This window comes from Actinomadura sp. NPDC048955 (genome assembly GCF_040649435.1).
In the GTDB taxonomy this organism is placed as follows: Bacteria; Actinomycetota; Actinomycetes; order Streptosporangiales; family Streptosporangiaceae; genus Spirillospora; species Spirillospora luteofluorescens.
In genome coordinates this window covers 76,754-90,054 of sequence record NZ_JBEZJI010000014.1, presented here as the reverse complement: position 1 = coordinate 90,054, position 13,301 = coordinate 76,754, and the positions used below count along the sequence as shown (strand labels likewise).

Genomic DNA, 13,301 nt, shown 5'->3' with positions numbered 1-13,301 from the left:
CCAGCACTGGCGCTCCCGCACAACGCGGGGGCCTCATGGTGCCACCCGCGGCGGCGCACGGGCCAACGAGGGACGGCGACACTGTGGCCGCTCACAACGGGCACCGGTCCGGATTGCGCCGCGTCCCCGAAACCGAAAGTCGCTCTGGACCCGTGCCGGGCGCCCGTGTTGACTCGGGGTCCCCTTCCCTTTTGAGATCCCGCCCGGCGGAGCCTCCCTCCCGCGGCTCCGGGCGAGGGAGGCTCCCCGCTTAGGAGGGACCGGCATGACGGACGAACAGCTGCACGGGCGCGAACGCGACCTCCGGACGGTCGAGGAGATCCTCGGCCGGGCCCGGGACGGGCACGGCGGAGCCCTGGTCGTCACCGGGGAGGCCGGCGCCGGCCGCACGGCCCTCCTGGAGGCCGCCGCACGCGGCGCGGGCACGGCCTTCTGCGTGCTCGGCACGACCGGCGTCCCCGGCGAGTCCGGCGTCGCCTACGCCGGGCTCCACCGGCTGCTGCGGCCGCTGGCCGAGCAGGTCGCGCGGTTGACGCCGGCGCACCGGGACGCCCTCGGAACGATCCTGCACGGCGCGCCCCGCGGCGACTCGTTCGTGCTGTCCACGGCGGTGTGCGAGCTCCTGGGCCGGGTCGCGCGCGACAGGCCCGTGCTGTGCTGGGCCGACGACGTCCACTGGCTCGACGCCAGGTCCCTGGAGGTGCTCGCCTTCGCGGCACGGCGGGTCGCGGACGAGCGCGCGGCCGTGCTCTTCGCCGCCCGCGACGGGGAACCGGACGCCGGCGCGCTCGCCGGCATCCGGCGGCTGCGGCTCGGCCCCCTCGCCGAGGACGCGGGCCGGCGGGTGCTGCGGGACGCCCTCGGCAGCGACCTGGACGGTTCGGCGGGCGGCGACCTGATCGAGGAGATCGTCGACCTGGCCTGCGGACGGCCCCTGGCGATCCGCGAGCTGGCCGCCGCGCTGACCCCCGGGCAGCTGTCGGGGGCCGCGCCGCCGCCGCGGGCGCTGCCCCCGTCCAGCTCCCTGCGCGCCCTGCACCGGCGCCGCTGCCTGGCGCTGCCCTCCGGGGCCCGGCGCCTCGTGCTGATGGCCGCGGCGGAGGAGTGGCTCGGCGCCGCGACGATGGCGCGGGCCGCCCGGGCGGACGGCGTCGGCGACGGCGACCTCGACGCCGCGCGCGAGTCGGGACTGCTGCGGTTCGAGGGCGACGGGGTCGCGGTCCGCGACCGGCTCGTCCGGTCCTCGCTGTGGGCGGACGCCTCGCGGGAGGAGCGGCAGGACGCCCACACGCTGCTCGCCGGCGCCCTCGTCCAGGAGTGGCAGCGGCCGCGGCGGCTCTGGCACCGCGCGGCCGTGGCGGGCGAACCCGACGACCGGCTCGCCGCCGAGCTGGCGGGGGCGGCGGACGCGGCCAGGAGGGCGGGCCGGTACGCCGACTCCTGGCGGATGTGGCAGCGTTCCGCGGCGCTGACCGTCGAGCACGGCGCGCGGACGGACCGGTACCTGGCCGCCGCCGGGGACGCCTGGGCGAGCGGGCGGTCGCGGCGGGCCCGCGCCATGCTCCGGCAGGTCCGCCCGCGCGCCTGCGACGGGCACCGCGCCGCTCGCGCCGCCGCCCTGCGCGGAGAGATCGACGCGGCGGCGGGCTCCCCCGCGACGGCGGTCCGGAGGCTGCGCGACGCGGCCGAGCGGCTCGCCGGGACCGACGCGCAGGCGGCGCTGGACGCGCTGATGTGGGCCGCCGAGGCCGCCGACGCCGCCGGCGACCGCCGCGCCCACCTGGAGATCGCCGAGCGCGCCGGCACGCTCGGCCTCGCCCTGACCGGCCCGCGCACCGAGCTGCTGCTCGGCCATCTCGCCGGGGTCGCGGCCACGATCCGCGGCCGGTACCGGGAGGCGGCCGAACGGCTCCACCACGCCCAGCGCCTCGGCACGGACGTGGCGGACCCGGTCGCGCAGGTGTGGGCGGCGCTCTCGGCCCTCTCGCTCGGGAACGCCCGCCGCACCCGCGCGCTGACGGCCGCGGCGGTCGCCTCGGCCCGGCGGGCGGGCGACGTGCCCGCCGAGTCGTTCGCGCTGGTGGCCGCCGGGCGCTGCGAGGTCCTCCTCGGGCATCCCCCCGCACCGATCGCCGCCTGCCACGACGGCCTGCGCCTCGCCCGGGCCACCCGCCTGCACGGGCACGCCACGGAGCAGCTCGCCACCCTGGCGCTCACCGCCTCCTTCAACGGAGACGAGGCCAGGACGCGCGAGCTGCTGGAGCAGCTCACCGGCACCGCCGACGAGCGCGGCCTCGCCCGCGCGGGCGCCCTCGGGTCCTGGGCGCCCGCGTGCCTCGACCTCGCCGCGGACCGGCCCGCCGACGCGGCCGCGCGGCTGCGGCTGCCGGGCGGCGCCGGGCTCGCGCATCCGCCGGCGCGGCTGCTCGCCGTCCCGCACCTGGTCGAGGCGCTGGTCCGCACCGGCGAGCACGACGCGGCGGCCGCGGCCCACGAGCACTTCCGCCGCTGGGTGGACGGGATCGGCTCACCTCCCGGACCGGAGGCGCTCGGCCGCCGCTGCCTGGCCCTGCTGGCCGGCTGCGACGGCGAGGCCGAGGAGCACTTCACCGAGGCCCTCCGCCTGCACGAGGCCGGAGACGCCGTGTTCGAGCTGGCCCGCACGGAGCTGCTGTTCGGGCACAGGCTGCGGCGCGGGCGGCGTCCCCGTGCCGCCCGCGAGCACCTGCGCGCCGCGCTGCGCGTCTTCGAGCGCTACGGCGCCGCCCCGTGGACGGCGCAGGCCCGCGCCGAGCTGCGCGCCGCCGGGGAGACCGCTCCGCGGGCGGCGAGCGGCTTCGGAAAGCTCACCGCCCAGCAGGCGCAGATCGCCCGGATGGCCGCCGAGGGGGCGACCAACCGGGAGATCGCTGCGCGCCTGCTGCTCAGCCCGCGGACGATCGACCACCATCTCCGCAACGTCTTCACCCGCCTCGGGATCCGCTCGCGCGTCGAGCTGGCCCGGCTGATCCGCTGACCGGCCGGCCGCCGGTCAGCGGGCCTCCTCGTACTCCTCCTCGCGGTCCTCGGACTTGGCGTTGCGGGAGGTGCCGGAGGAGGAGCTCCGGGTGCCCCGGCCGTTCCGGGAGGACCTGGCCTCCGAGTCCTTGGAGTCCTTCGCGTCCTTGGACTCCTTGGCGCTCTCCGAGCCCTTGTCCTTGGAGGTCGCGGAGCCGCCCTTGCCGGACTTCTCCTCTTCCTCCATGGCCTCCTCGTGCGTCCGGACGACCTCGCTGTCGCGGATCTCGCCGCGCCAGCCCTCGATCTCGTCCGCGCGGGTGAGCGAGTTCGTCATCACGTACCGGCGGAAGTGCTTCAGTTCGAGCCGGGCGCGGCGGCCCTGGGCGCGCCAGATGTTGCCGGTCCGCTCCATGAAGCCCTGCGGGTGGTACTCCAGGACGACCAGGACGCGGGTCAGGTTCGGCGACAGCTCGTGGAAGCTGACCGTCCCGTCCACGTGGCCCTTCGGGCCCTTCGAGCGCCACACGATGTGCTCGTCGGGGACCTGCTCGACGATCGTCGACTCCCACGTCCGCGCCGACCAGAAGATCTTGGCCTTCCAGTTCAGCTTGGTGTCGTCGGCCTGGTCGACGCTGATGACCTTCTTCATGAAGGACGGGTAGTCCTGGAACTGCGTCCACTGGTCGTAGACGAGGCGGGCGGGCGCACCGATGTCGGTGTGCTCGATGATGTTGGTGACCTTCACCTTCTTCCCGCCGCCCTTGCCGCCCTTGCCCTTGCCGCCGCCGGGCAGGATGTTCTTGAGCTTGCCGAAGATGCCCTTGCCCTTGCCGTCGGACTGCTCGTCCTTGGCGTCGTCCTTGGCGTCCTTGGCGTCCTTGGCGTCGTCCTTCTTGGCGTCGGCCTTGGCCTCGTCCTTGGCGCCGGCCTTGGCGTCCTTCTCGGTCTCGTCCTTGGCGCCGGAGGCCTTCGGCTGCTCCTGGTCGTCCTGGTCGGAGCCCTGCGCGCCGCGGTTGCCGGCGATGGCCCGGCTCGCCGCGACGGCCGCGCCCGCGCCGAGCAGGACGCCGCCGGCGGTGCCGATGGCCCTGCCGCCCGGGAGGGCCTTGGTGATGGCGCTCAGACCGGACGAGCGCTTGCGCCCGCCGATCGGCAGCCTCTTGGCGATCTGTCCGACGGGCAGCTTGCCCATCGGGTTTGCGCGTGCCATGTTCCGCTTCCTCACTTGGGGTTGGTGACGGTCTCGCCGTCGCGGATCTCGCCGCGCCAGCCCTCCACCTCGTCCGGGTGGAGGAGCGCCTGCGTCATCACGTGGCGGCGGAAATGCTTCAGTTCCAGCCGGGTCCGGCGGCCCTGGGCGCGCCAGAGGTTGCCCGTCCGCTCGAACAGGCCGACGGGGTGGTACTCCAGGACGAGCAGGACGCGGGTCAGGTCGGGCGTCACCTCGTGGAAGCTGACCGACCCGTGGGCGTAGCCCTTGGGGCCCTTCGAGCGCCACACGATGTGCTCGTCGGGGACCTGCTCCTTGATCGTCGACTCCCACGTCCGCGCCGACCAGAAGATCTTGGCCTTCCAGTTCAGCCTGGCCTCGTCGGCCTGGTCGACGCTGACGACCTTCTTCATGAAGGTCGGGTAGTCCTGGAACCGCGTCCACTGGTCGTAGACCAGCCGGCGCGGCGCACCCACGTCGATCTGCTCGACGATGTTGGTCAGCTTCCCCTTTCGCCCCCGCCCGAAGATGCCGGCGAGGGTCTCCTTCAGGGCCGTCCAGCCGAAGCTCAGCAGCGCGCGGAAGGGGGACTTGCCCTCCTGCAGCGCCTTCACCCCGGCCAGGGCGGCCTTGCCCAGCGGGCCGGCCTGCTCCGCTTTCGCGGTGAGGCTCCGGACCGCACGGTCGAGCCGCCGTTCGAGCCGGGTGACGAGCCCGGCCAAGGCACGGCGTGCCAGGCGCCGCGCCGAGAGCGCGGCCAGCGCCCCGCCGGCGCCGGCGGCCGCGCCCGCGATCGGGCCCGTCCGGAGTTTCATGTCCTGTCCACCTCATCGTCCAACTCGGGTACGGCGCCGGGTTACCCGGTCAAGCTGGGGCAAAACAGGACGCAGGCAAGATGACGGACATCTCAGTCGGCTGGCCGCATCAGGACGGCACCCCCGGCGGAGCCCGGAGCGAACGCACGGACGCTGCTGTCGGGCGACCAGACCAGCCCAGCGTGGGCACCGGACCAGATCGGTCGCTCCGAAACCTCGCATAACGGTTGAGATTCGTGCTTTACGGGCCCCTTGAACTGGTACGGACCAGTGTTTATCTTCTTCCCCACCACGCGCGTTTGTGCTCGGGGGGCGTTCACACCGCGCAGAATCTTTCATGCGCGAAAGCCGGAGAAGGCGGGGACAGATGAAACGGCACCTCATGGGCGTCGTCGCCGCGGGCCTGACCGTGGCACTCGGCGTCAGCGGCTGCGGCAAGGGCAGCTCGTCGGGAGGCGACTCCGACGGCAAGACCATCAAGTTCGTCGCCGCGATCTACGACGACAACACCAAGCCCTACTGGGACGCCCTGATCAAGGACTTCGAGGCGAAGAACTCGGGCTACAAGGTCAACCTGGAGATGGTCGACTGGACCCAGATGGACGCCAAGGTGAAGACCTACGTCCAGACCAAGCAGGTTCCGGACGTCCTCAACTACAACGCGTTCTCCGACTTCGCCCGCGACGGCCTCATCTACAAGGCCGACGAGGTGCTGTCGCCGGGCACGCTCGGCGACTTCACGCCGACCTTCGTCCAGCAGGCGCAGTACAACGGCGCGCAGTACGGCCTGCCGTTCATCTCCAGCGCCCGCCTGCTCTTCTACAACAAGGCCCTGTTCAAGAAGGCCGGCATCAGCGACCCGCCCGCCACCTGGGACGAGGTCAGGGCCGACGCGGAGAAGATCAAGAAGGCGGGCGCGACCGGGTACGGGCTGCCGCTCGGCCCCGAGGAGTCGCAGGCCGAGTTCTACTCCTGGGCGATGAACAACGGCGGCGGCTGGGTCGACGCGTCCGGCAAGTGGGCGATCAACCAGAAGGCCAACGTCGACACCCTCGCCTTCCTCAAGGACCTCAACAAGTCCGGGCTGACCCAGCCGAACCCGGAGACCACCGACCGCAAGACGGTGTTCAACCAGTTCGCGCAGGGCAAGATCGGCATGGCGATCGGCGGGCCGTTCACCAAGGCCGGATTCATCGACCCGGTGAACAAGGACCTGGACTTCGGCGTCGCGCCGCTGCCGAGCAAGGGCGGCACCGAGCACAACACGCTCGGCGTGATGGACGTCCTCGCCGCGTTCAAGAAGGACGGCGGCAAGAACAAGGAGGCCGTCAAGAAGTTCCTCGACTTCTTCTACCAGAAGGAGAACACCTCGAAGTTCCTCAAGACCGAGGGCTTCCTACCGGTGACGAAGTCGGCCGGTGACGCGCTCAGCGCCGACCCGTACATGAAGCAGTTCGTGGACGCGCTGCCGACGTCGAAGTTCGCGCCGACGTCCAACCCGGCGTGGTCGGCGGTCGCGGGCGCGGTCAAGCAGGACCTCGGCACCGCCGCCGCGAACGAAGACCCGAAGAAGGTCCTGGACAAGATCCAGGAGACGGCCGAGAAGGCCGGCTGAGTGCAGGATCTCAAGGCCGGGGAGCGGGGGGCCGCCGCCTCGACGGCCCCCCGCCCCTCCCTCCTCCGGCGGACCGGACGGGCCCTGGCGCCGCTGCCGTGGCTCGCCCCGTCCCTCGCGCTCATCGCGATCGTGGTGCTGTGGCCCGTCATCGAGATGGTCCGCACCTCGCTGCAGAAGATCAGCTCGTCCGGCGTCACGCTCGGCTACCGGGGCGGCGGCAACTACACCGACCTGTTCGGCGAGGACGACCTCGTCCCGGTCGTGCTGCGGACGCTGCTGTGGGTGGCCGGCGTCGTCGTCATCACGATGGTGCTCTCGCTCGCCCTCGGCCAGCTGCTGAACGCCCGCTTCCCCGGCCGCCGCGTCGTGCGCTGGGCCGTCATCGTCCCGTGGGCGGCGTCGGTGCTGATGACGGCGCTCATCTGGAAGTGGATGCTGGACAACTACTCCGGCCTGGTCAACCGCGTGCTGCTCGACCTGCACGTGATCGACGAGCCGGTGAACTGGCTGGCGCATCCGGGGCAGGCGATGCTGTGGATGATGTGGGTGGCGGTGTTCGTGTCGCTGCCGTTCACCTCGTTCGTCATCCTCGCCGGGCTCCAGACGATCCCCGCCGACGTGTACGAGGCGGCCCGCGTCGACGGCGCCGGGCACCTGCGCACCTATCTCGCCATCACGCTGCCGCTGCTGCGCCCCGCGATCCTCATCGCGTCCATCATCAACGTGATCAACGTGTTCAACTCGTTCCCGATCATCTGGGCGATGACGGGCGGCGGCCCCGGCAGCAAGACCGACACCACCACCACGTTCATGTACAAACTCGCCTTCTACGACCAGAACGTCGGCGAGTCCGGCGCGATGGCGGTCGTGAACTTCGCCCTGATCCTCGTGATGGTGCTGCTGTACCTGCGCGCCGCCCGCTGGCGGGAGGAGGTCCGATGACCGCAGCGAAGCGAGGATCATCGGACCTCCCGTCCCGGGGGCCCGGGGGTCGCCCCCCAGGAGGGAAGGGTCCGATGACCGCAGCGAAGCGAGGATCATCGGACCTCCCGTCCCGGGGGCCCGGGGGCCGCCCCCCAGGAGGGAAGGGTCCGATGACGCGCCGGATCGTCCTCACGGGCGTCGGCTGGCTGGTCGCCCTGGCGTTCCTGCTGCCCTACCTGCAGATGTTCGTCACCGCGCTCAAGCCCGAACGCGAGCTGACGAAGTCGCCGGGCACCTACCTGCCCACGCACTGGACGTGGTCGAACTTCGTGGACGTCTGGTCGGCCGCGCCCGTCTGGACCTACATGCGGGTCTCCCTCACCGTCGCGGCCGCCGCCACCCTCGTCACCCTCGCCTGCGCGATGCCCGCCGCGTACTACACGGCCCGCAACCGCTTCCGGGGGCGCGGGGCGTTCCTGCTGCTCGTCCTGGTCACGCAGATGTTCGCGCCGACCGCGCTGGTGATCGGCATCTACCGGGAGATGGTCGCGCTCGACCTCACCGACACGCTGCTGTCGCTCATCCTGGTGAACGCGGCGTTCAACCTGCCGTTCTGCATCTGGATCCTGCACGGCTACTTCTCCAGCATCCCGAAGGAACTGGAAGAGGCCGCCTTCCTGGACGGCGCGGGCCGCATCGGCGCCCTCACCCGCGTCACGCTGCCCATCTCCATGCCGGGCGTCGTGACCGCGATCGTCTACACGTTCATCGCGGCCTGGAACGAGTACATCGTGGCGCTGACGGTCACCGCGTCCCCGGACCGCCGCCCGCTCACCGTCGGCATCCCGTCCTTCGTGACCCAGTACCAGGCGCACTGGCAGTACCTGTTCGCCACCTCGCTGATCGCGATCATTCCGGTGGTCGTCCTGTTCGTCTTCATCGAGCGCTACCTCATCGGCGGCCTGACGGCGGGTTCGGTCAAGTGACCCTGATCGGCCTGGACGTGGGCGGCACGACGATGAAGGCCGCCCTGGTCGGCGAGGGTGCGCCGGCAGGCGGGGACGCGGGCGTCCTGGCGAGCGAGTCGCGGCCCACCGACCGGGCCGACCCGGTGGGCGGCGTCCTCGACTTCGCCGCCCACCTCGCCGCCCGCGCCGCGTCCCTCGGCTCCCCCGCCCGCGCCGCCGGCATCGCCCTGCCCGGCATCGTGGACGAGGCGGCGGGCACGGCCGTCCACTCCGCCAACCTCGGGTGGCGGGACGTGCCGTTCCTGCGCCTGGCCCGCGAGCGCCTCGGCGTCCCCGTCGCCATCGGCCACGACGTCCGCACCGGCGGCCTGGCCGAAGCCGTGCTGGGGGCGGGCCGCGACGCGGGCGACTTCGTCTTCATGGCCATCGGGACCGGCATCGCCGCCGCCCTCGTCCTGAACGGCGCCCCCTACCCGGGGACGGTCGGCTGGAGCGGCGAGATCGGCCATGTCGTCGTCCGTCCCGGCGGCGAGCCCTGCGCCTGCGGGAACCGGGGGTGCCTGGAGACCTACGCCTCCGCCTCCGCCGTCTCCCGCCGGCACGGCGGGGGCGTCCCCGCCGAAGAGGTGATCGCGCGGGCCGGGAGGGGCGAGGAGAGGGCGGGGCGGGTCTGGTCGGAGGCGCTCGACTGCCTGGCCGACGGCCTCGCCGCGGCGACGCTGCTGCTGGACCCGGGCCTCGTGGTCATGGGCGGCGGCCTCGCCCGCGCCGGGGACGCGCTGCTGGCCCCCCTCGAATCACGCCTGGCCGCCCGCCTGACGTTCCGCACCCCGCCCCGCGTGCTGCGCACGCGCCTGGACGACCAGGCCGCCGTCAAGGGCGCGACGATCCTCGCCCAACGTGCCCTGAACGGCGGCTAGGCCGTCTCGACGAGCCTGGCGAGGTTGTCCAGGGCCATTCGCGTGCCGGTCTCGTTGTCGGCGGCGGGCACGGTGTCGGGCATGCCCTCGTGCACGATGAGCACTTCGGTGCCGCCGTCGACCTCGGTGAGCGTCGTGGTCATCGTCATCTCGCCCTGCAGAGCGGGATCGCCGGTCTCGAACTCGAACACCTCGACCACGCGCTCGCCGGGCACGAGCTCCACGAACCGCCCGTGGTAGGTGTCGGTGTGCGCCGACGACTTGCCGGCGGCGGTCGGCGCGTCGTAGGTGAGCGAGATCCGGAACGCGCCGCCCTCGCGGCCGTCGAACTCGTGCACCTCACTGGTCATGCCGTCGGGGACCCGCCACTTCATGATCGCGTCCGCGTCGACGAGCGCCCGGTAGACGTCCGAGGGACGGGCCTTCACGTGCCGCGACACCCGCGTCGAGTACATGGCCCCACCCTACGGCGCACCTCCGACAACGCTCCCGCCCCGATCCCGAGGGCGCGCCTTGACAGCGCCGGTCTCCCCCAAGAACGATCACCCGCAGGGGTGGTCGCACGGAGGCCACCCGTGGAGCAATGAAAAGGAAACCGAGATATGTCCCACCAGGACAAGAACTACCACTACCAGAAGGACCTGTCGCCCGAGGCCAACGCCACCCTCGCCATCAACATGGCGGTCGATGAGTCGCCGACGAACGGTGGCACGGGCGTCGTCAACATCGTCGACGACAACGGCAAGGTCGCGCAGACGTCCCTCCACAACACCCCGGAGAACCTGGCACAGACCCTGAAGGACCAGGGCAAGCAGTAATCAGCGCCAGGCGACCTGAACGTAGGCGCCCCGGCGACGGCATCACAGCCGTCGCCGGGGCGCCGATTCGTGAGATCGCCCCGCGTAACTCGTCTGGGTGCAAGCCGCCTGGCATGGGCGTCCCAGCACGAGGCGTTCGCCCGCCCCACCCAGAACGATCGGCCGGCCGGTGGGCGGGCGGTCCGGCTTGTAGTGTTCTCGGCGTGTTCCTAGGGCGAGACCGCGAGCTCGACCACCTGGCCGGGCTGCTCGTGGACGCTCGCGCCGGGCGGAGCAGGACCGTGGTGGTCCGGGGCGAGGCGGGGATCGGCAAGACGGCCCTGGTCGAACAGATCGCGGCGGGCGCCGGGGACATGCGGATCATCCGCGGGACCGGCGTCGAGTCCGAGACCGAGCTGGCGTTCGGCGGGCTGCACCTCATGCTCCACCCGTACGGCGACCGCCTCGACGCGCTGCCCGGGCAGCAGGCGGCGGCGCTGCGGTCGGCGTTCGGCCTCGGCTCCGGCCCCGCGGGCGACCGCTTCCTGATCGGCGCGGCCACGCTCACGCTGCTGTCGGAGCTGGCCGCCGACCGCCCGCTGGTGTGCCTGGTGGACGACGCGCAATGGCTGGACACCGCGTCGCTGGACGCGCTGCTGTTCGCCGCCCGCAGGCTCGGCGCCGACCCCGTCTCCATGATCTTCACGGCGCGGGACGGCGCCCGCCCCTTCCCCGACCGCGGCCTGGAGGTGCTGCGGCTGACCGGCCTGGACCGCGCCGCCGCCGAGGACCTGGTGGCGGCGCGGACGCCGGGCCTGACCGTGCCGGTGCGGGAGCGCCTGCTGGACGAGGCGGCCGGCAACCCGCTCGCGCTCATCGAGCTGGGCGACGCCCTGCGGTCGCGGCCCGCCCGTCCCGCCGGTCCGCTGCCGGTCGGCGGCAGGGTGCAGGAGACGTTCCGGCGCCGGCTCGCCGAGCTGCCGGACGCCACCCGCCGGCTGCTCCTGGTCGTCGCCGCCGACGGCACCGCCGACCTCGGCATCGTGCTGCGCGCCGGGGACGCGCTCGGCCTGACGCCCGCCGACCTCGGGCCCGCCGAGGAGGCCGGGCTCGTGGTCCTGGACGGCGAGGAGGTGCGGTTCCGCCACCCGCTCATCCGCGCCGTCACCTACCAGGACGCGGCCCACCACCGGCGGATCGACGTCCACGGCGCCCTGGCGGGCGTCCTGCGCGGCGACGAGCACGCCGACCGGCGCGCCTGGCACCTGGCGGCGGCCGCGACCGGCCCCGACGAGGGCGTCGCCGCCGAGCTGGAGCGGGTCGCGCACCGCGCCGAGCTGCGCGGCGGGACGGCCGCCGTCGCCACCGCCTACGAGCGCGCCGCGCGGCTCAGCACCGAACCGGAGGGCAAGGCCCGGCGGCTCGTCCACGCGGCGCGGGCCTCCTACGACGCCGGCCGGCCCGACCAGGCCACCCGTCTCGCCGAGGAGGCCGAGCACCTCACCGCGCGGGACGGCGTCGTCGCCGAGGCCACCTTCATCCGCGCCCAGGTCGCCTACGAGCGCGTCTCGCCCGCGGCCGACGCCGAGCTGGCGCTGCGGGCAGCGGCGCTCATCGCCGGGAGCGATCCCGAGCAGGCGGTGTCCATGCTGACGGAGGCCGTCTGGTCCGCCCGCGACGCCGGCGCCCACGACCTGGTGCGGCGGGGCGTCGAGCTGCTCGGGCGGATCCGGCTGCCCGGAGGTTCGCCGAAGGCGTCGGTGACCGCCGCGCTGATCGCCTACGGGCGGCTGGGGGACGGCGCGGCGGCGGCCGTCCCCCGGATGCGGGCCCTGTTCGAGGCCGCGCGGAGCGGCGACGTCGAGGAGAGCGTCGAACTGATCATCGGCGGCTTCATGGGCCTGCTCGTGGCCGACGACCGGGGCGCGACCGGGCTGCTGGAGGACATGGCCGCGCAGGCCAGGGCCCGGGGCGCGCTCGGCTGGCTCCCCTACATCCTGGAGGCCCTCGCGATCGGGCGGGTGCTGCTCGGCGACCTGCGCGGCGCGGACGCCGCGGCGGCCGAGGGCATGTCGCTGGCCGCCGACATCGGCATGGACACGCAGGTGACCGCGCTGCGGTGCATCACGGTGCGGCTGGAGTCGGACGCCGCGCGGAGCCGGACCCTGGCGCCGGGCGTCCTCGAACACGCCGACCTGCACCCGACCAACACCGCGCTCGCGTCGTGGGGCCTCGGCCTGCTCGACCTCGCCGAGGGGAACGCCGGCGCCGCCCTGGACCGGCTGGACGCGGTGTGCTCCGGCCCGGCGCGGCACGACGTGCTGATCCGCGCCGTCCCGGACCACGCGGAGGCGGCGGTGCGCGCCGGGCGCCCGGAGCTGGCCCGCACCTACCTTCCCGCGTTCGAGACGTGGGCGGCGGCCACGTCGAGCACCGCCCTGGTCTCCCGCTGCCGCGCCCTCCTCGCCACCGGCGACGAGGCGGACGAGCACTACCGCACCGCCCTCAGCCTGCACGGCGACCGCGCGTACGACGCCGCGCGGACCCGCCTGCTGTACGGGGAACGGCTGCGCCGCCGGCGCCGCCGCACCGAGGCCCGGGAGGAGCTGACCGCCGCGCGGGAGACGTTCGCCCGGCTCGGCGCCGACTGCTGGGCCGAGCGTGCCCGCGCCGAGTTGGAGGTCCTCGGGGACCGGCCCGCCGCCCGCTCCGGGGACGCCGACCCGCTGAGGAGGCTGACCCCGCAGGAGCTCCAGGTCGTGCGGCTCGCCGCCGCCGGGCTCAGCAACCGGGAGATCGGCGCGCAGCTCTACCTCAGCCCCCGCACCGTCGGCCACCACCTCTACAAGGCGTACCCGAAGATCGGCGTCACCCGCCGCGTGGAGCTGGCCCGGCTGGTATCGGACACATGACTTAGCCCCGCCGCCGCACCCCCGGGCCCACCTCGCCCGCACCTCACCTTCCGGGCCCGTCCACCCCTGCCCACCTGCGCCGTTGAACATCCGTTCGATGACCGATGCGGGTCGTCCCGCCGCGCTCGTAGCGTCGT

The 13,301-nt window shown here is 73.6% G+C and carries 10 protein-coding genes; 7 read left to right on the top strand and 3 right to left on the bottom strand.

Features of this window, described 5'->3' with window-relative positions; all coding sequences use genetic code 11:
• The first annotated feature begins 265 nt into the window (after nt 1-265).
• Complete coding sequence (locus AB0C84_RS16560) at nt 266-3,016, top strand: AAA family ATPase (protein ID WP_361066502.1); 2,751 nt, start codon at nt 266-268, stop codon at nt 3,014-3,016.
• Between the two features lie 15 nt (nt 3,017-3,031).
• On the opposite strand, the gene AB0C84_RS16555 is transcribed toward AB0C84_RS16560, so the two are convergent.
• Nucleotides 3,032-4,210: an SRPBCC family protein gene (locus AB0C84_RS16555; protein ID WP_361066499.1), complete on the bottom strand. Its 1,179-nt coding sequence runs from the start codon at nt 4,208-4,210 to the stop codon at nt 3,032-3,034.
• Between the two features lie 11 nt (nt 4,211-4,221).
• The gene (locus tag AB0C84_RS16550) at nt 4,222-5,025 is read right to left on the bottom strand and encodes an SRPBCC family protein (protein WP_361066496.1); all 804 of its coding nucleotides are present in this window, start codon (nt 5,023-5,025) and stop codon (nt 4,222-4,224) included.
• 367 nt (nt 5,026-5,392) lie between these two features.
• On the opposite strand from AB0C84_RS16550, the gene AB0C84_RS16545 reads away from it, so the two are divergent.
• The 4 genes from AB0C84_RS16545 (at nt 5,393) to AB0C84_RS16530 (ending at nt 9,455) form a co-directional block, all read left to right on the top strand.
• Nucleotides 5,393-6,640, top strand: coding sequence for an extracellular solute-binding protein (locus AB0C84_RS16545; protein WP_179846343.1), 1,248 nt, complete (start codon nt 5,393-5,395; stop codon nt 6,638-6,640).
• Entirely contained in the window at nt 6,641-7,585 is a 945-nt protein-coding gene (locus tag AB0C84_RS16540; protein ID WP_258942131.1) for a sugar ABC transporter permease, read from the top strand.
• Nucleotides 7,586-7,737: 152 nt separating this feature from the next.
• A complete protein-coding gene (locus AB0C84_RS16535; protein ID WP_179846342.1) occupies nt 7,738-8,553 on the top strand; it encodes a carbohydrate ABC transporter permease in 816 nt (271 codons plus the stop codon).
• A complete protein-coding gene (locus AB0C84_RS16530; RefSeq protein WP_361066491.1) occupies nt 8,550-9,455 on the top strand; it encodes an ROK family protein in 906 nt (301 codons plus the stop codon). The genes AB0C84_RS16535 and AB0C84_RS16530 overlap by 4 nt, the downstream gene beginning before the upstream one ends.
• On the opposite strand, the gene AB0C84_RS16525 is transcribed toward AB0C84_RS16530, so the two are convergent.
• Entirely contained in the window at nt 9,452-9,910 is a 459-nt protein-coding gene (locus tag AB0C84_RS16525; RefSeq protein ID WP_361066488.1) for an SRPBCC family protein, read from the bottom strand. The genes AB0C84_RS16530 and AB0C84_RS16525 overlap by 4 nt on opposite strands.
• A 147-nt stretch (nt 9,911-10,057) precedes the next feature.
• On the opposite strand from AB0C84_RS16525, the gene AB0C84_RS16520 reads away from it, so the two are divergent.
• Together AB0C84_RS16520 and AB0C84_RS16515 are read left to right on the top strand one after the other, a co-directional pair.
• Complete coding sequence (locus tag AB0C84_RS16520) at nt 10,058-10,273, top strand: hypothetical protein (RefSeq protein ID WP_361066485.1); 216 nt, start codon at nt 10,058-10,060, stop codon at nt 10,271-10,273.
• A gap of 203 nt (nt 10,274-10,476) precedes the next feature.
• Nucleotides 10,477-13,164, top strand: coding sequence for an AAA family ATPase (locus AB0C84_RS16515; protein WP_361066482.1), 2,688 nt, complete (start codon nt 10,477-10,479; stop codon nt 13,162-13,164).
• Nucleotides 13,165-13,301 lie beyond the last annotated feature (137 nt).